The sequence below is a fragment of the Streptomyces sp. 7-21 genome, assembly GCF_016741785.1.
Taxonomy (GTDB): Bacteria; Actinomycetota; Actinomycetes; order Streptomycetales; family Streptomycetaceae; genus Streptomyces.
Genome location: NZ_JAERRL010000009.1, coordinates 142,222 through 161,073 on the forward strand (window position 1 = coordinate 142,222; position 18,852 = coordinate 161,073).

The 18,852-nt window shown below is 73.6% G+C and carries 17 protein-coding genes; 12 read left to right on the top strand and 5 right to left on the bottom strand.

Annotation, left to right across the window (positions count from 1 at the left end; translation table 11 throughout):
• Nucleotides 1-86 precede the first annotated feature (86 nt).
• The 4 genes from JK356_RS13795 (at nt 87) to JK356_RS13810 (ending at nt 3,275) form a co-directional block, all read left to right on the top strand.
• Entirely contained in the window at nt 87-1,076 is a 990-nt protein-coding gene (locus tag JK356_RS13795; RefSeq protein ID WP_201868052.1) for a metal ABC transporter substrate-binding protein, read from the top strand.
• A 29-nt stretch (nt 1,077-1,105) separates the two neighbouring features.
• Nucleotides 1,106-1,873, top strand: coding sequence for a metal ABC transporter ATP-binding protein (locus tag JK356_RS13800; RefSeq protein ID WP_201868054.1), 768 nt, complete (start codon nt 1,106-1,108; stop codon nt 1,871-1,873).
• A 9-nt stretch (nt 1,874-1,882) separates the two neighbouring features.
• Complete coding sequence (locus JK356_RS13805) at nt 1,883-2,785, top strand: metal ABC transporter permease (RefSeq protein ID WP_236671299.1); 903 nt, start codon at nt 1,883-1,885, stop codon at nt 2,783-2,785.
• A gap of 67 nt (nt 2,786-2,852) precedes the next feature.
• Nucleotides 2,853-3,275 carry a Fur family transcriptional regulator gene (locus JK356_RS13810; RefSeq protein ID WP_201868057.1) on the top strand — a complete coding sequence of 141 codons (423 nt, stop codon included), beginning with the start codon at nt 2,853-2,855 and terminating at the stop codon, nt 3,273-3,275.
• Nucleotides 3,276-3,470: 195 nt separating this feature from the next.
• On the opposite strand, the gene JK356_RS13815 is transcribed toward JK356_RS13810, so the two are convergent.
• Genes JK356_RS13815 through JK356_RS13825 form a run of 3 tightly spaced genes read right to left on the bottom strand, consistent with a single transcriptional unit; the run spans nt 3,471 to nt 5,790 of the window.
• Nucleotides 3,471-4,301 carry an isoprenyl transferase gene (locus JK356_RS13815; RefSeq protein WP_201868058.1) on the bottom strand — a complete coding sequence of 277 codons (831 nt, stop codon included), beginning with the start codon at nt 4,299-4,301 and terminating at the stop codon, nt 3,471-3,473.
• Nucleotides 4,302-4,347: 46 nt separating this feature from the next.
• Nucleotides 4,348-5,097: a DNA repair protein RecO gene (gene recO / locus JK356_RS13820; RefSeq protein ID WP_201868059.1), complete on the bottom strand. Its 750-nt coding sequence runs from the start codon at nt 5,095-5,097 to the stop codon at nt 4,348-4,350.
• 45 nt (nt 5,098-5,142) lie between these two features.
• Nucleotides 5,143-5,790, bottom strand: a complete 648-nt coding sequence (locus JK356_RS13825) for a TetR/AcrR family transcriptional regulator (RefSeq protein WP_201868060.1) — start codon at nt 5,788-5,790, stop codon at nt 5,143-5,145.
• An 85-nt stretch (nt 5,791-5,875) separates the two neighbouring features.
• Here JK356_RS13825 and JK356_RS13830 point away from each other — a divergent pair, with 85 nt between their 5' ends.
• The 8 genes from JK356_RS13830 to JK356_RS13865 all read left to right on the top strand — a co-directional run bounded on the left by JK356_RS13830 (nt 5,876) and on the right by JK356_RS13865 (nt 18,045).
• Nucleotides 5,876-8,320: an MMPL family transporter gene (locus tag JK356_RS13830; protein ID WP_201868061.1), complete on the top strand. Its 2,445-nt coding sequence runs from the start codon at nt 5,876-5,878 to the stop codon at nt 8,318-8,320.
• A 92-nt stretch (nt 8,321-8,412) separates the two neighbouring features.
• On the top strand, nt 8,413-9,189 hold the full coding sequence (locus JK356_RS13835) for a Crp/Fnr family transcriptional regulator (RefSeq protein WP_201868063.1): 777 nt from the start codon (nt 8,413-8,415) through the stop codon (nt 9,187-9,189).
• Nucleotides 9,190-9,302: 113 nt separating this feature from the next.
• Complete coding sequence (locus JK356_RS13840; protein ID WP_201868065.1) at nt 9,303-10,115, top strand: hypothetical protein; 813 nt, start codon at nt 9,303-9,305, stop codon at nt 10,113-10,115.
• Nucleotides 10,112-12,286 carry a hypothetical protein gene (locus JK356_RS13845; protein ID WP_201868066.1) on the top strand — a complete coding sequence of 725 codons (2,175 nt, stop codon included), beginning with the start codon at nt 10,112-10,114 and terminating at the stop codon, nt 12,284-12,286. The genes JK356_RS13840 and JK356_RS13845 overlap by 4 nt, the downstream gene beginning before the upstream one ends.
• A gap of 104 nt (nt 12,287-12,390) precedes the next feature.
• Complete coding sequence (locus JK356_RS13850; RefSeq protein ID WP_201868067.1) at nt 12,391-13,533, top strand: PE-PGRS family protein; 1,143 nt, start codon at nt 12,391-12,393, stop codon at nt 13,531-13,533.
• Between the two features lie 779 nt (nt 13,534-14,312).
• A complete protein-coding gene (locus JK356_RS13855; protein WP_201868068.1) occupies nt 14,313-15,164 on the top strand; it encodes a M48 family metalloprotease in 852 nt (283 codons plus the stop codon).
• Nucleotides 15,165-15,489: 325 nt separating this feature from the next.
• Nucleotides 15,490-17,298 (top strand): 2-isopropylmalate synthase, encoded by a 1,809-nt coding sequence (leuA, locus tag JK356_RS13860; protein WP_201868069.1) that lies wholly within the window; start codon nt 15,490-15,492, stop codon nt 17,296-17,298.
• Nucleotides 17,299-17,403: 105 nt separating this feature from the next.
• Entirely contained in the window at nt 17,404-18,045 is a 642-nt protein-coding gene (locus tag JK356_RS13865; protein ID WP_307815569.1) for a TerB family tellurite resistance protein, read from the top strand.
• 51 nt (nt 18,046-18,096) lie between these two features.
• On the opposite strand, the gene JK356_RS13870 is transcribed toward JK356_RS13865, so the two are convergent.
• Nucleotides 18,097-18,594 (bottom strand): hypothetical protein, encoded by a 498-nt coding sequence (locus tag JK356_RS13870; RefSeq protein WP_307815570.1) that lies wholly within the window; start codon nt 18,592-18,594, stop codon nt 18,097-18,099.
• Entirely contained in the window at nt 18,591-18,848 is a 258-nt protein-coding gene (locus JK356_RS13875; RefSeq protein ID WP_201868070.1) for a helix-turn-helix transcriptional regulator, read from the bottom strand. Before JK356_RS13875 ends, JK356_RS13870 begins: the two co-directional genes overlap by 4 nt.
• Between the last annotated feature and the right edge of the window lie 4 nt (nt 18,849-18,852).

Genomic DNA, 18,852 nt, shown 5'->3' on the forward strand with positions numbered 1-18,852 from the left:
GCAAATCCGCCCGCGGCGGCGGGCGTGCGAAGGCGCACACGCCCGCCAGTTGACAATGGTTTCCATGTCACTTGAAAATGGGTTCCATGACAGCTCGCCGACGCCCCCGAATAGCCGGCACCGCTCTCGCCGGTGCCGCCGCCCTGAGCACGCTGGCCCTGACCGCGTGCAGCACCAGCGACAGCGGAGCCCCGGACGGTGACGGGCTGCGCGTGGTGGCCTCCTTCTACCCCATGGAGTTCCTGGCCGAGCGCATCGGCGGGGAGCACGTGGACGTCACGGGTCTGACCGCCCCCGGCGTGGAGCCGCACGACCTGGAGCTCAGCCCGCGGCAGACCGCGGAGCTGACCGACGCCGACCTGGTCGTCTACCTGGCGGGCTTCCAGCCCGCCGTGGACGACGCCATCGAGCAGTCAGGCGCGGCGCACGTGGTGGAGGTCTCCTCGTTCACCGAGCTCGTCGAGCACGGGGACCACGAAGACCACGAAGACCACGAAGACCACGAAGACCACGAAGACGCCGACGGCCACGAAGGTCATGATCACGGGCACGACCACGGCGGCCTCGACCCGCACGTCTGGCTCGACCCGGTGAAGTACGCCGAGATCGCCCAGGGCGTCGGCGACGCCCTCGCCGAGGCCGACCCCGGCCACGCCGCCGCCTACGAACGGAACACCGAGCGCCTGGTCGAGGAGCTGCACGCCCTGGACGAGGAGTTCGCCGAGGGCCTGGCCGACACCGCCACGGACACCTTCATCACCACGCACGCCGCGTTCGGCTACCTCGCCGAGCGCTACGGCCTCCACGAGGAGGCGATCGCCGGTCTCGACCCGGAGTCCGAGCCCTCGGGCGCCCGCATGCGCGAGCTGCACCGCATCGCCGAGGAGGACGGCGTCACTACCGTGTTCTTCGAGACCCTGGCAAGCGACGAGACCGCCCGCACGCTCGCGGACGACCTGGGCCTGCGCACCGGCGTCCTCGACCCCGTGGAGGGAATTTCCGGGGAGTCCCCCGGCGATGACTACTTCGCGGTGATGCGCGCGAACCTGCAAGCGCTGCGGGAAGCCCTCGGCTGACCCGGCTGACCCGGCAGGAGGGCAGTGACATGAACGGCACCACGGACCCCGTCATAGACATCGCGCAGGCATCCGCCGAACTCGGCGGGCGCACGGTCCTGCGCGGCCTGGACCTGACCGTGCGCCGCGGCGAGGTCGTCGCCCTGCTCGGCCCGAACGGCTCCGGCAAGTCCACGGCGGTCCGCACCACCGTCCGCCAGGTGCCGCTCACCGCGGGCGAGGTGCGTCTCTTCGGCACCCCGGTGCGCCGCTTCCGCGACTGGCACCGCGTCGGCTACGTGCCGCAGCGCTCCACAGCCGCGGGCGGCGTCCCCGCCACCGTGCGGGAGGTCGTCTCCTCCGGCCGCCTGGCCCGCCGCGGGCTGCGCCCCCTGGGGCGGGCCGACCGCGCCGCCGTGGACGAGGCGCTCGCGCTGGTCGGCCTCGCCGACCGGGCCAGCGACCCCGTGGCCGCCCTTTCCGGCGGCCAGCACCAGCGGGTCCTGATCGCCCGCGCGCTGGCGGGCGGCCCCGAACTGCTGATCATGGACGAGCCGCTGGCGGGCGTGGACCTGGCCAGCCAGCGTGTCCTGGCCGACACGCTGCGCGTCAAGCTCGACGAGAGCGCCTCGGTGCTCCTCGTCCTCCACGAGCTGGGGCCGCTGCGCCCGCTGATCGACCGGGCGGTGATCCTCTCCCACGGCCGCGTGGAGCGCACCGTCGAGGCCAGCGACACGCTGCCCGACGCCCACCCCTGCCACCCGGACGACGCGCTGGAGCCCTCCGCCCGGCCGGCCCTCCAGACCGGGATCATGTGAGCTCTGATGCTGGAACTCCTCGACTACCCCTTCATGCAGCGCGCCCTGCTGGCCGCGCTGCTCATCGGCGTCACCGCCCCCGCTGTCGGCATCTACCTGGTGCAGCGGCGGCAGGCGCTCATGGGCGACGGCATCGGCCACGTGGCGCTGACGGGCGTGGCGCTCGGCTTCCTGCTCAGCGCCAACCCGGTGTGGATGGCGGTGACGGTTTCGGCCGTGGGTGCCGTGGCGATGGAGCTGCTGCGGTCCTCTGGCCACGCCCGGGGCGACGTCGCGCTTGCCATGCTCTTCTACGGCGGCATGGCCGGCGGCGTCATGATCATCAACCTCGCTCCCGGTGGCTCGACCGCCAACCTCACGACGTACCTGTGGGGGTCGGTCACGACCGTCTCCCCGGAGGACCTCACGGCGATCTGGATCCTGTCGGCGTTCGTGCTGGCGGTGTGCCTGGGGCTGCGGCGGCAGCTGTTCGCGGTGTGCCAGGACGAGGAGTTCGCGCGCGTCACCGGCCTGCCCGTCCGGACGCTGAACCTGCTGCTGGCGGTCACGGCCGCGGCGACCGTGACCGTGGCGATGCGCGTCGTGGGGCTGCTGCTGGTCAGCGCGCTGATGGTGATACCGGTGGTCGCCGCGCAGCAGGCCGCCCGCGGCTTCGCGGCGACGCTGGCCCTGTCGGCCGTCTTCGGCGTCGCCGTCTCGGTGTCCGGGACGGTCACGTCCTTCTACCAGGACGTGCCGCCGGGCGCCACGATCGTGCTGACCGCCCTTGGCCTGTTCCTGCTGCTCACCGTGGTGTCGGTCCCGCTGGCCCGGCTCCGCGCCGCGCGGAGCGGCGCCGGGCCCGCCGCGGAGTCCGCCGGGCCCGCGCGGGTTCCCGCGGAGCGAGCGGCCCCCTCGCGTGAGAGCGCTTAGCCGTTACCCTGGCGACGCGGGGACCTCAGCCCCGACCAGCACGGGCGACGCAGGGAGGCGAGCAGACGTGGGCACGGCAGGACCACCGGTGCGCGGCCGTTCGACGCGCCAGCGGGCAGCGGTCGCGGCGGCGCTCGCGGAGGCGGACGAGTTCCGCAGCGCACAGGAACTCCACGACATGCTCAAGCACCGCGGTGACTCGGTGGGTCTGACGACGGTCTACCGCACCCTCCAGTCGCTGGCGGACGCCGGGGAAGTCGACGTGCTGCGCACCAGCGAGGGCGAGGCCGTCTACCGCCGGTGCAGCACCGATGACCACCATCACCACCTGGTCTGCCGCTCCTGCGGCAAGGCCGTCGAAGTCGAGGGCCCGGCCGTCGAGAAGTGGGCCGAGGCCATCGCCAAGGAGCACGGCTTCGTGGACATCGGTCACACCGTGGAGATCTTCGGCACCTGCGCGGACTGCGTAGCCGCCCGTGACGACGGCTGAGCCGCGCGGAGAGCACGAGCCGGACGAGCCCGGCCGCGCTGGCGGAGCCGTGCCAGGTGAACGCCTCCGTGAGCACCGCCGGGCGGACTCCCGCCACAGCGGCGGGGAGCGCTCGCCCGGACGCGTCCGCCCGCCTCGGCGTAACCAGACAACCGCCGGGCCCCGCCGCGTGAGCGGCGGTGGCCGGCGCTCACGTCAGGACTGGTGGGGCTGCTGGGGCGGGACCTCGTTGGGGATGGCGCCGCCGAAGCGGCGGTCGCGGGAGGCGTACTCCACGCAGGCGTCCCACAGGTTGCGGCGGTCGAAGTCCGGCCACAGCACGTCCTGGTAGACCATCTCCGCATAGGCGCTCTGCCAGAGCAGGTAGTTGGAGATGCGCTGCTCGCCCGAGGGGCGGAGGAAGAGGTCGACGTCCGGCATGTCCGGGTAGTAGAGGTAGCGCGCCAGCAGCCGCTCGCTGACGCTGCTGGGGTCCACGGTCCCGGCCTTGACGTCCGCGGCGAGGCGGGCGGCGGCGTCGGCCAGCTCGGCGCGCCCCCCGTAGTTGACGCACATGTACAGCGTCATGACGTCGTTGTCGCGGGTGAGTTCCTGGGCGTGCTCGAGCTGCCGGATCACCGAGCGCCACAGCCTCGGCCGGCGGCCCGCCCAGCGGATGCGGACGCCGAGCTCGTTGAGCTGGTCGGTGCGGCGGGCGATGACGTCGCGGTTGAAGTTCATCAGGAAGCGCACCTCGTCGGGCGAGCGCCTCCAGTTCTCCGTCGAGAAGGCGTAGAGCGACAGGTGCCTCACGCCCAGCTCGATGCAGCCCTGGACGACCTCGAGGACGACCTCCTCGCCGCGCTTGTGCCCCTCGGTGCGGGGCAGGCCGCGCTGCTTGGCCCACCGGCCGTTGCCGTCCATGACGATGGCCACGTGCCCGGGGATCAGCTCGCCCGGCAGCTTGGGCGGGCGGGCCCCCGAGGGGTGCGGGGTGGGTGCGCGGTACTCCCGGCGCTTGCGGGAGAACGTGCCGCGGCGGGTCATGAGACAACTCCACGGGTCGTACGGGTTCTGCGCCGAGCGTATCGCTTCAGGACTTGTCGACGAACCGCAGCGAGCGCAGCCCTCGTTCCAGGTGCCAGTGCAGGTAGGCCGCGACCAGGCCGCTGCCCTCCCGGACGTGCCGGGCCTCGGCGCGGTCGGCCGTCTCCCAGTCGCCGGCCAGCAGCGCGCCGAGCAGCCGCAGCGTCTCGGGTGACGGCACCACGCTGCCCGGCTGGCGGCAGTCGCCGCAGGTCACGCCGCCCGCGGCTGCGGAGAAGAAGCGGTTGGGGCCCGGGAGACCGCAGCGGGCGCAGTCGTCGAAGCTGGGGGCGTAGCCGCCGACGGCGAGCGAGCGGAGCAGGAAGGCGTCCAGCACGAGCCCTGGCGCGTGCGCCCCGGCGGCCAGCGTGCGCAGGCCGCCGATCAGCAGCAGGTACTGCTGCACGTTGGGCTCGCCCTCCTGGTCGGTGAAGCGCTCCGCGGTCTCCAGCATCGCCGTGCCCACGGTGTAGCGGGCGTAGTCGCCGACGATGTCGCGCCCGTACGGGGCGATCGTCTCGGTCTGGGTGCACAGCGGCAGCGAGCGGCCGACGAGCTGTCCGCCGCGCGCGAAGAACTGCACGTCCACGTGGGAGAACGGCTCCAGCCGGGCCCCGAACTTCGACTTGGTGCGCCGCACTCCCCGCGCGACCGCGCGCACCCGCCCGTGTCCGCGCGTGAGCAGCGTGATGATCCGGTCCGCCTCACCCAGCTTCTGGGTGCGCAGCACGATGCCGTCGTCGCGGAACAGGCTCATGACGCCCATTGTCCCCCGGCGGCCCCGGCCGCCGTGCGGGGCGGGTCAGGACGGCGGGGACGGCGGGACCTGCGGGGCCAGGTAGCCGCGGACGACGGTAGCGACGGCGGCCCACAGCTCGTCCTCCAGCACGAACGGCTCCGGCGCCAGCACCCACCGCAGCAGCATGCCGTCGACGATGCAGGCGATCGCCAGGGCGGTGTGCGCGACCTGCTCCTCCGGCGCGGGGTTCTCGGGGCGGGCCTCCCGCAGCAGGATGGCGATCTGGTCGAGATAGCGGGCGTGGTACTCGCTGTAGTGGCGCTTGATGTCGGGCACGTGCTGCGCGAGCGCCAGGAGTTCGAGGGAGAGCGGCGCGTGTTCGCGCGGCTCGGCGACGGCGCGGGCGAAGCGGCGGGTGACGCGCTCCGCCCGGGCCATCGGCGGCAGTCCGGTCTCGGCGACCGACTCGGCCAGGCCGCGTTCGTGCACGGCCAGCGTCTGCCGGACCAGGGCGGTGGCCAGCTCTTCCTTGCTCGTGAAGTACCAGTACAGGGAGCCCTTGCTCAGCCCCGACTCGGCGACGATGTCGTCCATGCGCGCCCGGTGGTAGCCGCGCCGGGCGAAGACGGTGGCGGCGGCGCGGAGGATCTGGGCGCGGCGGTCCTCGCCGCTGGCGCGGCCTCTGCCGCTCCTGGGGGCGTCCTGTGGCATGCCACTGCTCTACCACGTTCTCCCGCCGGGGCAGGGGAAACGACCGCGCCCGCAATCTAGACTGACTAGTCAGTCTAGAGTTACGGTGACGCCCGACGAACGCCAGCCACCACGTGCCACCGAGGTCCGCGAGATGACGCCCCGCACCGTCCCGCCCGCCCCCGCCGACGCTGCCACGGACGCCACGGACGCCACGGGCGCCGCGGCCGACGCCGGCCGCAGGCCGCCGCTGGCCGGCCGCCTGGGCGCCTGGTGCGCCCGCCATGCCTGGCGGGTGGTGGCCGCCTGGCTGGTGGTGCTGGCCGCCGCGGCCGTGCTGTTCCCCCGGTTCTCCGACGGCCTCACCGGCGCCTCGCTGACCGTCAACGGCTCCGAGTCCGAGCGCGCCGAGCGGCTGCTCGCCTCGGAGTTCGGCACGTCCGTCACCGAGGACGTCGTCGCCGTCTTCCACTCCGAGACGCTCACGGCGGCGGACGAACCCTTCCGCCAGGCCGTCGCACGCGGCGCCGCCGCCCTGGCGGACGAGCCGGAGGTGGCGCACGTGCGCGACCCGTACGCCACGCCCGGCCAGATCGCCGAAGACGGCCACACCGCGCTCCTCGTCGCCGGGCTGACCGGGGACGCGGCGAGCCGCCAGGAGGCGGCGCCCCGGCTCCAGGAGGCGCTCGATACGGCCGCCACCGGGGACGTGGAGGCGCTGCTCACGGGCTCCAGCCCGCTGGGCGCGGCGGTCGTGGCACAGCAGGACGCGGACCTGGCACGCGCCGAGGCGATCGCGCTGCCGGTCGCCCTGGTCGTGCTGGCGCTGGCGTTCGGCACGCTGGTCGCGGCGGGGCTGCCGCTGCTGCTGGGCATGGTGACGGTCCTGACGTCCTTCGGCGCGCTGGGCGCGGTCAGCGGGCTGGCCAGCTTCGACGTGTTCACCCAGGCCGTGGTCGCGATGATCGGGCTGGCGCTGGGCATCGACTACAGCCTGTTCGTCGTCACGCGGCAGCGCGAGGAGCTGGCCGCCCACCCGGACCGGCCGATTGCGGAGACCGTCGGCGCCACGATGGCGACGGCCGGCAAGGCCGTGCTGTTCTCGGGCGGCACGGTGGCGATCTCCATAGCCGGCCTGCTGCTGGTGCGGGCGCCGGTATTCCGGAACATCGCGCTGGGCGTGATGACGGCGGTGGTGGTCATGCTGGCCGTGGCGGTCACGCTGCTGCCCGCCGTGCTGGCGCTGCTCGGGACCCGCCTGAACCGGCTGCCGCTGCCCTGGCTGCGAAGCTCGGTGGCGCGGCCCGAGCCGGAGCGCTCGCTGTGGGGACGCTGGTCGCGGGTGGTGATGCGCCGCCCGGTGGTGGTCGGCGGCGTCGCGGCCGTGGCGCTGGCCGCCGCGGCCCTGCCGGCGACGGAGATGCGGCTCGGCTTCCACCTGGGGGCGGAGGCGGTCGCCGACGAGCCCGCCGGGCGCGGGTACGCGCTGGTGGCCGAGGAGTTCGCGCCGGGCACGGCGACGCCGCTGCGGCTGGTGGCGTCGGAGGACGGCGGGCTGTCGACGGCGTCGCTGCGGGCGCTGGACACCCTGGCGCAGCGGCTCGCCGCCGACGACCGCGTCGCCGCGGTGACCTCCGGCACCGACGTGCTGCGGGAGCACGCCGGAGGCGTGGACGAGGCCGCGCTGAACGCCGTGCTGGCGGCCGACGCGGAGGCGGTGGCGGGGCTGTTCGGCCCGGAGGGGAACGCGGCGGCCCTCACCGTCGTGCCCCGCGTGGCGCCCGACTCGGCCGGGGCGACCGATCTGGTGGAGTGGATACGCGGCACCGCCGTGCCCGAGGCGGTGACGGAGGCGGGAGCCGGTGACCTGTCGGTGGCGGTGGGCGGCCTGACCGCGGCCACGGCGGACCTGTCCGCCGAGGTGTCGCGCGCTACGCCGGTGGTGCTGGCGGCGGTGCTGGGGCTGTCGTTCGTGCTCCTGCTGCTGGCGTTCCGCAGCCTGCTGCTGCCGCTGAAGGCGATCACGATGAACCTGATCGCGGTGGGCGCCGCGTTCGGCCTGCTGACGTGGGTGTTCCAGGACGGCGCGGGCGAGGGCGCGCTGGACTTCACCAGCGCGGGCTTCATCCAGGCGTACCTGCCGCTGCTGGCGTTCGTGGCGCTGTTCGGGCTGTCCATGGACTACGAGGTGTTCCTGCTGTCGCGCATGAAGGAGGAGTGGGGGCGCTCCCGGGACAACGCGTCGGCGGTGACCAGCGGGCTCGTGCACAGCGCGAAGGTCATCACGGCGGCGGCGGCCATCATGGTCGTGGTGTTCGCCGCCTTCATGATCACGCGGGTGCTGGAGATCAAGCAGATCGGCTTCGCGTTCGCGGTGGCGGTGCTGGTGGACGCGACCGTCATCCGCGTGATGCTCGTGCCCGCTTTCATGCGGCTGGCCGGGCGCGCCAACTGGTGGCTGCCGGGCTGGCTGGACCGGGCCCTGCCGCGGGTCGACCTGACCGAGTCCGCCCCCGCGCCTCCGCGGGAGCACGCAGCCGCCCCGCGCTGATATGCGCCCGGTCCCGGGTACGCCCGGCCTGTGGCCGCCGCGTGCGTGCCCGGCTACGGTGTGCTCCCTGGTAACGACACTCGGGGGCAGACATGAGCACAACCGGCTTAGCGGACGGCCAGGGCCCGGGGCGGAAGGGCCCTGGCGGCGTTCCTGATTTTCCTTCCTTCGACGACCGCGTCCCCTATCTCGCCCGTCTCGAGGACGAGGAGCGGCAGGCGCTGCTGGCGCGGGGCCGCGTGGTCAGGTATCCGGCCGGCACCGTGGTGATCCGGCAGAGCGACCCGTCCTCCCATGTGCTGCTGATCCAGCGCGGCAGGGTCAAGGTCACGGCGGTGTCGGCCAACGGCTACGTGGCGCTGCTGGCGCTGCGCCGCCCCGGCGACATCGTCGGAGAATCGTCGGCTCTGTCCGGCCTGCCGCGCTCGGCGACGGTGACCGCGCTGGAGGCCTGCGTCTGCTCGGCCCTCGACCGTGACGGCTTCCTCGCCTACCTCCAGGAGTACCCCTCGGCGCACGCCAAGCTCAGCAGCCTGCTCGTAGACCGGCTGCGGGCAGGAGACCGGAAGACCCTGGAGCTCGCCTCGCTCACGGTGCGGGAGCGGCTGGCGGTGCTCCTGCTCGACCTGCTGCGGTCGCACAGCCGCCGCACGCCGCAGGGCATGGAACTGACCGTCGCGCTGAGCAAGCAGGAACTGGCGGGCTCCGTGGGCGCCTCCCGGGAAGCCGTCACGCGGCTGCTCGGCGAGATGCGGCGTAAGGGCATCGTGCGGACCGCGCGCCGGTCAGTGACCGTGGTCCGGCCCGACCTGCTGCGGCGCATCGCGGCGGGCGGCCTGCCGGCCGAACCACCCCCGCCTCGAACGTAGTTACGAGTCATCGGTCACATTGGCACTGCGTCATCGGTCCTAGGCGGAAACCGCGGGGTTGGCCAGGCTCTTCTCCCGGACCAAGCAACGGTTCTTCACCGCAAGGGGCCGCCATGTCAGAGCCTGTCCACCGCACCATCCTGCTCGCCGACATCGAGAAGTCCGGGCAGGGCGACGACGTCGTGCAGCAGGTGCGGCGCGACCAGATGTACGAGACGGTGCAGTCGGCGCTGGAAGCCGCTGGGGTCCGCCCGGCCGACACGAGGCTGGAGGACCGGGGCGACGGCGTGATGGCGCTCATCCAGCCGCACGTGCCCAAGACCGCGCTGCTGCGCGCGCTCCTCACGCAGCTGCCGCCGCGGCTGTACGACTACAACCGTCTCGCCGCCCACAGCGCGCGGGTGCGGCTGCGGATGGTGCTGGCGGCGGGCGAGGTCACGCTGCACACGGTGCCGGGCGGAGTGGAGGGCGCGGTCGGCTGGGATCTCAACCAGGCGTACCGGCTGCTGGACTGCGACCCGCTGCGCCGGGCACTCGCCCAGCGTGAGGAGGGGGAGGACGTCGCACTGTGCGTGTCCGACGCGGTGTACCAGGGGGTGGTGCGTCACGAGCATCACGGCATCAGACGCGACGCCTTCCGCCCGTTCACCGCCGAGGGCAAGGAAGGCCAGCTGCGGGGCTGGCTGTACGAGCCGGGACGTGCCGGGCAGGACGTGTCCGGCGGCAACACCGAAGCCGGCGCGGAGCCGGAGCGGCGTGCCCCGCGGCCGGCGCACCCGAGCGGCGGCAACCCGGGCCCGCGGCCCGCGCACGGCGGCGCGTACGTCGCCGGTGACCAGTACGGCGTCGCCGGCGGCACCGTCAACGGTGACGTCGTCTTCGGAGAAGTCCTCGGTGACGGGAGGCGACGGGGGGCGCGGCCGTGACGCCAGAGAAGGAGACCCGCGGCCCGGCCCCGGACGCCCACGAGGAACGGCGGAAGACGGACGAACCGGCCCCCGCCGAGCGGAACGAGCGGGATGAACGGGTCGAGCAGGGTGAGCAGGACGAGCAGGACGAGGGACAGCGGCCCCAGGACGCCTGGTCAGCCGCCCGCGAACTGCGCGACTACGCGCCCGACGACGGGCCGGCCTTCGGCGGCGGCTACGTCGCGGGCAGCCAGTACGGCGTCGCCGGCGGCACCGTGCACGGTGGCGTCACCTTCAACTTCGGCATGGGCGGCGGCACCGGGGACACCGGCGGCGGGTCCGGCGAGATCCCGGCCGAGCGGCTGGACGCCCTGGCCCGCGTCTTCCGCGAGCCGCCCCGCTTCGGCGAGGCGCTGCGGGCGCTGACCGATGCCCGCGTCGTCGTCCTGCGGGGCGGTCACGACACCGGCCGCCGCGCCGCCGCGTGGATGCTGCTGCGGCGCGCGGGCGCCACCCGGCCGCGGGCCCTCGACCCGGCCACCGGGCCCGCCGTGCTGCACCGGCCCCCGGAGAAGGCCGACGGATACGTCGTCTGCGATCTGCGCGCCACCCGCGGCAGCCCGCTCACCGAGCACCACCTGCTGCGCTGCCGCGAATGGCTCTCCTCCCGCGGCGCGCACCTGGTCATCACCGTGGAGAGCCGGGCGGCGGTGACGGGGGACGTGCCCGTCGTGGACTGGGAGCCACCCGCGCCCAGCGAGGTGATGACCGGGCACCTCCTGGACGCGCTCGGCGGCGACCAGGAGGCGGTCGCGCGGCTGCTCCGGTTCGATGCCGTGCGCGACTTCCTCGCCACCAGCCGGCCGGTCCGGCAGATCGCCGAGTTCGCGGCCATGGCAGCCCGCTGCCACCGCGGGGAGGTGAGCGCCGAGGCGCTGGCGCGGTTCGGCGAGGAGGCCGCGCTGCGGCGCGTGGGCGACTGGCTCAGCGCCACCGGGGAGACCAGCCTGCGCGAGAAGGCGTTCCTGCTCTCGCTCGCCGTCTTCGACGCCGGCCCGTACCCGGTGGTGGCCGAGCTGGGCGATGCTCTTTACCGGCGGCTGCGGCGCGTGGAGTCGCCGGAGCAGGATCCCGGCCTGCCGGTCTTCGGCGACTCCATCGGGGAACGGCTGGCGCGCGCCCAGGCCGTGGACTACTCCGAGACGGAGCAGACGCCGTGGGGGCCGGTGCGGCAGCGGATGGTCCGGTTCGAAGACGACCGCACCGCCAGGCTGCTGCTCCGCGAGGCGTGGACGGGGCATCCCGCCGTGCGCGCCCCCATGCACGCCTGGCTCACCGACCTGGCCCGCCACGGCAACCCGTTCGTCCGGGTGCGGGCCGCCTACACCGTGGCGCGCCTGGCCGAGGTGGATCTGTCGTCCGTGATGCACGACCTGCTGCGTGCCTGGGCGTCCAGCAAGGACTACCGGCTGTGTCTCCAGGCGGCCAACGCACTGACGACCGCCGCCGTTCTGGGCGTGCCCGGCGCCGTGCGGGTGCTGGAGGAGTGGAGCCGGGACGGGCACCCGCGACGGCGCTGGACGGCGGTGCGCGCCTGGGCGCTGGCCGGTCCGGTCTTCCCCGCCGAGGCACTGGACACCCTTGCCGGGCTGGCACGCGACGACGCGGAGGCCGGCGGCGCGGATGACCCCGAGCTGACCGAGGCGGTGGAACTGCTGCTGCTCGAAGCCCACATCCCGCAGGTGCTCGGCCGCCTGGCCGAGTGGGTCGGCGACGGGCCGCCCGTGCTGCGCGATCTCGCCGCCGGAGCGCTCGCCGCCGCCGCGTCCCGCTGGGAGGAGGAACGGGAGGGCCGGCCCGGCGGATGGCCGCTGCTGCTGCGCCACTGGGACGCGGCCGGACCCGGTACGCGCGAGCACGCCAGCGCCCTGTGGCGGCGTGTCCTCGGCAACCGGGACACCACACAGACGGCACAGGCCCGGCTAGCGGACTGGGTACGGGCGGCGGCGGACGACCCGGCGCTGGAAACGGCCCTGGCGCGGCTGCTGGCCTGCCTGGTCGACGCCGAAACCGACCGGCTGCGCCTGGCCCACCTGCTGCGCACCATGCCGGACGCCGACGGCGGCCCGCCGCCGCCGGTTGCCAGGCGGCTGCTGCGCGCGCTGGCCCCGGACGGCCGCGCGGGCTGAGCAAGAGAACCCAGAGCACACCCAGAGCACACCCGGAGCACACCGGAGCACCCCCGGAGAAAGCGCGGAGACCACCGCTGACCGGAGACGAAGAGGGAGAGAGAATGGCGGGCTACCGCTACGCCCCCGAATGGGACCAGCACGCGCGGCGCGACACCCACATCGTCGATCCTGTGGTGTCGGTGCGGCCGCTGTCACGCTTCGAGTTCACCTTCCGCACGCCCACCCGCACGGTGGACTACGCGCTGGTGTTCTCCGACGGGCGGGGCGGCTGCCGCGTCTACTACCCGCCGCACCGGCCCACGCGCCACGAACTGGCCGCCGGCCGCTACGTCTCGGTGCACGAGGTGGACACCGGCCTGCACCACCTTGACCTGGAACTGGCGCTGCCGTCGGACAACAACGCCTTCACCTACAAGGCCACGGCCAACCTGACGTGGCGCGTGCACGCACCGGAGAAGGTCGTCACCAGCGGCCTGCGCGACGTCCCCGCGCTGCTGGAGAACCGGCTCGGCCAGTTCCTCGGGGACGTCACCCGCGACTACCCCATCAACGACGTGCGCGCGGCGGAGAACGCGGCGCGCGCGGCGCTGTCGGGCGTCCAGATCGCCGGCGACACCGGGCTGCAGCTGACGTACGCCGTGCGTCTCGAACCGGACGAGGCGGCCCGCGCCCACCAGGATCGGCTGCGGCAACTGCAATACCAGGAACAGCTTGCCGCACCGGAGTTCGCGGTGGCCGAGCGCACACAGTTCTACGAGCACCGCCTGGAGATGATGCGGGAGCTCAACCGGCAGCAACTGGAGGCGGCGCGCGGCTCCTTCGGCCGCGAGCAGGAACGGCTGCAGCTCGTCCATGAGCAGCAGCTGCTCGCGGAGCGGGCCAAGTTCTACCAGTGGTACCTGGAGAACCAGGGCGTGGAGGGCTGGTCGCTCCAGCTGGCGCAGCACCCGGAGGACCTGCGGCACGCCCTGTCGTGGCTCGACGCCGAGGGCGAGCGGAAGGTCAAGAACTACCTCGCGATGCTCGACGGCATCAAGGAGAGCGGGCACGTCGAGAGCTACGAGATGGACGAGCCGCGGCGGCAGGTGCTGAACGCCATCCGCGAGTACTTCACTGACCGCCCGGCTTCCCTGCCCAGGCAGGCCCAGGCGTGGGAACAGGACCCGCGCCCCGCGCAAGGGCTTCCCGCGGGCAACAGGCCCGGGACCGAGACCCCGCCGCCGGCAGATGACGGCGGTAAGTGACGGCAGCGGTCTCCTCACCTTCGGCGCGGGCGTGCCGCTGCTGCTGGCGGCGCTTCTCGTGGCCTGAGCACACCACACGCCAACGACAGGGCCGGGAGGGCACCATGACTGAACTGCGTCCCGATGAGGCCTCCGTTCCTTCAGTGACGAGGCCGCCCCACAAGGGCGTCCCCGGCGGCACCACCCCGCCTCCGTACCCGGAGGCTGCCCACACGAACGCCTCCGGCGGCGCCGTGCCGCCTCCGTACCCGGCGTACCCGGGCGGAGCGGGTGCCGGTGCGGCCACCGCCCCGCACGCCGCCGGGCCGGGGTCCACACCGCCGCCCTACCCCCAGGCCCCGGGCACGCCCGCACCCAGCACGGCACCAGCACCAGCACCAGCACCGGCACCGGCACCGGCACCGGCGGATCCCCGCCAGGCGTTCCTCACCCCACCGCCATACCCCACCGGCCCAGGCACACCGCCTGGCGGACCCACCCCCACGGCACCAGCCCCGGCCCACCCCCCGGCACCGGCACCGCCGCCCTACCCCCAGGCCCCGGGCACGCCCGCACCCAGCACGGCACCAGCACCAGCACCGGCGGACTCCCGCCAGGCGTTCCTCACCCCACCGCCGTACCCCACCGGCCCAGGCACACCGCCTGGCGGACCCACCGCCACGGCACCAGCCCCGGCCCACCTCCCGGCACCGGCACCCAGGGCGGAACCCCCGGCCCCGGCGGCACCGGACCCGGAGCGGGACCTCGTCATCTACGGCGAACGCGTTTATCTCAGCCCGGTGCAGCGCCGCGCCGACGGCACGACCCTGGCGCAGCTGGCGATTCTCGTCCCGATCACGCTGCTCAGCCTCGCCGTTGTCCTGGCCATTGCTCAGTCCGTGTTCGGCTTGGCGTTCGGCTGGGGCATCACCCTCGCCTGGCTGGCCGCCGGACTGCTGGTCATGCACCGGCCCACCGAACGCCTGCTCGCGGCGCGGCTCTTCAAGCTGCGGAAGCCGACCCCCCAGGAGTTCGACTACCTGGCGCCCATCTGGAAGGAGATCGCCCGGCGGGCCGAGATCGACGCCACCAACTACGAGCTGTGGATCGAGAAGAGCGACGACATCAACGCGTTCGCTTCGGCGGGCCACATCGTGGCCGTCAGCGAACGTGCCCTGCGCACCCTGCCGCCCGGCCAGCTTGCGGGCGTGCTGGCGCACGAGCTCGGCCACCACATGGGCGGACACAGCTGGGCCGCCGTGCTGACGGTCTGGTACTCGCTGCCCGCGCGACTCGTCTACCACCTGGCGCGGCTGGTGATCGCGGCGCTGGGCTACGTCGTCGCGCGCACGCGCAGCTGCTTCCTGGGGGTGATCCTGCTGTCGGTGCTGACTGTCGCGGCCGTGTACGCCATCGTGTTCCTCCCGGTCATCGTCGGCCCGTACCTGCTGGCCTGGCTGGGCCGCAGGTCGGAGCTGCGGGCCGACCGGAAGGCCGCCGAGCTGGGGTTCGCCCCCACGCTGATCGCCGTCCTGCGCGACTACGACCAGGACGAGGACCAGGAGACGACCGGTGGGCTGCTGGCGACCCACCCGTCCCCGGCCAAGCGCATCCAGCGGCTTGAGGCGGCCATGCGCCCGGCCGCTGTCTGAAGACCCCGCCGCCGGGAGGGCACCACGGGGGGACCTTCCCTGCGGCGGTCCCCCCGTCCCCCGGGAGCGGCCGGCGCGCGTGAGCGTCCGCCGCTCCCGGGGGACGGGGCACCGCGCATGATCCTGCCGTGTCTCGCATGCTGATACGGGGGCGCCGGGCGGGCGGCGCACCGGAGTACAGTGACTAAGCCATGCGATTCGGGCTTCTTCTCCTTAGCCGCCGCGGCGAGGGTCTGTAACAGCCACCAGGCCGGCCCCCTCCCCGCGGTGTTCGGCGTTGCTGTCGGCCTATCCCGTTCCCCTTCGCCAAGGAGAACCCCGTCTCATGAGCACGCAGCCCGTTTCCCCCGCCCACCCCGGTGCGCCGACCCCGCTGACCGCCGCGACCGTGCGCCAGCGCCCCTCCGGCATGCCGATCCACCGCTACCAGCCGTTCGAGGGCGTGGACATCCCGGACCGGACGTGGCCCGACCAGCGCATCACCAAGGCGCCGCGCTGGCTGACGACCGACCTGCGGGACGGCAACCAGGCGCTGATCGACCCCATGTCGCCCGCGCGCAAGCGCACCATGTTCGACCTGCTGGTCAGCATGGGCTACAAGGAGATCGAGGTCGGCTTCCCGTCCGCCAGCCAGACCGACTTCGACTTCGTGCGCTCCCTGATCGAGGGCGACGCCATCCCGGACGACGTGACGATCTCCGTGCTGACGCAGGCGCGCGAGGACCTGATCGAGCGGACCGTGGAGTCGCTGGTCGGCGCGCCCCGGGCGACGGTCCACCTGTACAACGCCACGGCGCCGACGTTCCGCCGCGTCGTCTTCCGCGGCACCCGCGACGAGGTCAAGCAGATCGCGGTCAACGGCACCCGGCTGGTGATGAAGTCAGCGGAGAAGCTGCTGGATGACCGCACGGTCTTCGGCTACCAGTACAGCCCGGAAATCTTCACGGACACGGAGCTGGACTTCGCCCTGGAGGTCTGCGAGGGCGTGATGGACGTCTGGCAGCCGGGCGAGGGCCGGGAGATCATCCTCAACCTGCCCGCGACCGTGGAGCGGTCGACGCCGTCGACGTACGCCGACCGGTTCGAGTGGATGGGGCGCCACCTGTCGCGGCGGGAGTACGTCTGCCTGTCGGTCCACCCGCACAACGACCGGGGGACGGCCGTGGCCGCCGCCGAGCTGGCGCTGATGGCGGGCGCGGACCGCATCGAGGGCTGCCTGTTCGGCCAGGGCGAGCGCACCGGCAACGTGGACCTGGTGACCCTGGGGATGAACCTCTTCTCCCAGGGCGTGGACCCGATGATCGACTTCTCCCGGATCGACGAGATCCGCCGCACCTGGGAGTACTGCAACCAGATGGAGGTCCACCCGCGCCACCCGTACGTGGGCGACCTGGTCTACACGGCGTTCTCGGGGTCCCACCAGGACGCGATCAAGAAGGGCTTCGAGGCCATGGAGGCCCAGGCCGCCGAGCGGGGCGTGGCCGTGTCCGAGCTGCCCTGGGACGTGCCGTACCTGCCGATCGACCCCAAGGACGTCGGCCGCTCCTACGAGGCGGTCATCCGGGTCAACTCGCAGTCCGGCAAGGGCGGCGTCGCCTACGTGCTGAAGACCGAGCACCACCTGGACCTGCCGCGGCGGATGCAGGTGGAGTTCTCCCGGATCATCCAGGAGAAGACGGACGCCGAGGGCGGCGAGGTCACCCCGGCGCAGATCTGGGAGATCTTCGCCGACGAGTACCTGCCGTCGCCCGGCCCGGCCGGCACCGGCTGGGGGCGCCTCGCGCTGCGGGACGCCCAGACGTCCACCACCAGCGAGGGGCAGGACGCCCTGACCGTTGAGGCGGTGGTGGACGGCACCGACACGGTGCTGAACGGCACCGGCAACGGGCCGGTCGCGGCGTTCTTCGACGCCCTGGAGCGGGCGGGCGTCTTCGGCGAGGAGACCGGCGGCGACATCCGGCTGCTGGACTATGTGGAGCACACGATGAGCGAGGGCGCCGCCTCCCAGGCCGCCGCCTACGTCGAACTCGCCGTCGGGGACCGCGTGCTGTGGGGCGTCGGCATCGACGCGAACATCGTGCGGGCCTCGCTGAAGGCCGTCATCTCCGCCGTGAACCGGGCGACCCGCCGGTAACCCGCCGCTGGCGAGGTTTTTCCCTCCGCCCTGCTGACGCCCTGCCGCGAGTGTGGTTAACATCACGCCCACGGCAGGGTGGCCAGTGGGTGACGGAGGTACGGCGTGGTGCACTCCCCGGGCCGGTTGGCGGGCGTCCGCACGGCGTGGCGCGCGGTCGACGACGGTGAGTTCTTCTGCCCGGGCTGCGGTGGTGACCGCAGCTACCGGCTGCTGACCGGGCGCCGCAGACTGACCGTGCTGGGGGTGCCGGTGCTGCCGCGCGGCGAGACCGGGCCGGTCGTGGCCTGCTCCGGCTGCGACGGGCACTACCCCGTCGCCGGCCTTGAGGCCCCGACCACGACGCGGCTGTCGGCGCTGCTGCGCGACGCCCTGCACGCGGTGGCGCTGGCGCTGCTCGCGGTGGGCGGCGGCGACGGGACGGCGGCGCGCCGCACGGCCGTCGAGTCGGTCCGGGCCGCCGGGTTTCCCGAGTGCAGTGAGGAGCGGCTGCTGACGCTCCAGGCGGCGCTGTTCGCCGAGGGCCGCACCCAGCCGGACCACGAGGTGCGGCAGGCGCTGGCCGCGCTCACTCCCTACCTGGAGGTGCCGGGCCGGGTGGCAGTGCTGCTGCACGGGGCGCGGATCGCTGCCGCGGACGGCCCGTACCGCTCCGCCGAGCGGTCCATGCTGGAAGTCATCGGTGCCGCGCTGCGGCTGCCGCCCGCGGAGGTCGAGCGGGTCCTGGCGGCCGCTACCACGGCCTGAGGGGCCCGGCCTCACGGGCCCAAAGCGGCGTACGGGGCCGGTGCCGCCGTCTCAGGCCGCCACCGGGTCGTCGTCCGGCTCGTCCGCGGCCAGCAGCACGGCGGTCCACAGCGGCAGCAGCCAGTGGGTCAGCACCAGCGCCACTCCCGTGACGGCCATGGCCTCCTGTGAGGGGTCCGTCAGGAACAGCGCCGCCCCGGCCGCCAGCAGCAGCGCCAGCTGGGTGCGGTGGGCCAGGGTATGTACCCGCCCCCGCTCGGCGAGCTGCCGCTCGTCCAGGGCGCGGGCGCGCAGCTCCAGCAGGCCGCGGGTGGCGCTGTTGAGCACGCCGGTGCAGACGCACCAGGCCAGGATGAGCGGCACGAGGAGCGCCAGCAGCGCCACGCCGCTGCCCGCCAGCGGGAACACCGCGAGCGTGGCGGCGGTCAGCACCGCGTGAGCGGCGGTCCAGGCGCGCCGCCGGGTGCGGGTGGCGTGCCAGTGGCGGGCCTCCTCGCGGTTCATCGTGCGGAGCATCACCTGGTCGTACCTGGTCGGCTGGGCCGTCACGGCTGCCTCCTGTTCGCGTGTCCGTACACCTCGTCCGTGAGCGCCGGGAACGGCTCGAGGGAGAACAGGGCCTCCACAGGGAGGCGGAAGTGCGCCGCTATCCGCAGCGCGAGGTCGAGGCTCGGGTTGTACTGGCCCCGCTCGATGTGCCCGATCGTCTGGTAGTGCGCGCCGACGGCGTCCGCGAGTTCGCGCCGCGTGACCTTCCGTTCGGCGCGCACCACCGACAGCCTGTTGTAGACCTTGTCGCTCACGTAT

Bases quoted from the DNA above. Each gene is read 5' to 3' on its own strand.
- JK356_RS13840 (WP_201868065.1), top strand. From the start codon at position 9,303: ATGTCAGAGCCTGTCCACCGCACCATCCTGCTCGCCGACATCGAGAAG.
- JK356_RS13825 (WP_201868060.1), bottom strand. From the start codon at position 5,790: ATGCCACAGGACGCCCCCAGGAGCGGCAGAGGCCGCGCCAGCGGCGAG.
- JK356_RS13835 (WP_201868063.1), top strand. From the start codon at position 8,413: ATGAGCACAACCGGCTTAGCGGACGGCCAGGGCCCGGGGCGGAAGGGC.
- JK356_RS13800 (WP_201868054.1), top strand. From the start codon at position 1,106: ATGAACGGCACCACGGACCCCGTCATAGACATCGCGCAGGCATCCGCC.
- leuA (WP_201868069.1), top strand. From the start codon at position 15,490: ATGAGCACGCAGCCCGTTTCCCCCGCCCACCCCGGTGCGCCGACCCCG.
- JK356_RS13795 (WP_201868052.1), top strand. From the start codon at position 87: ATGACAGCTCGCCGACGCCCCCGAATAGCCGGCACCGCTCTCGCCGGT.
- JK356_RS13850 (WP_201868067.1), top strand. From the start codon at position 12,391: ATGGCGGGCTACCGCTACGCCCCCGAATGGGACCAGCACGCGCGGCGC.
- recO (WP_201868059.1), bottom strand. From the start codon at position 5,097: ATGAGCCTGTTCCGCGACGACGGCATCGTGCTGCGCACCCAGAAGCTG.
- JK356_RS13815 (WP_201868058.1), bottom strand. From the start codon at position 4,301: ATGACCCGCCGCGGCACGTTCTCCCGCAAGCGCCGGGAGTACCGCGCA.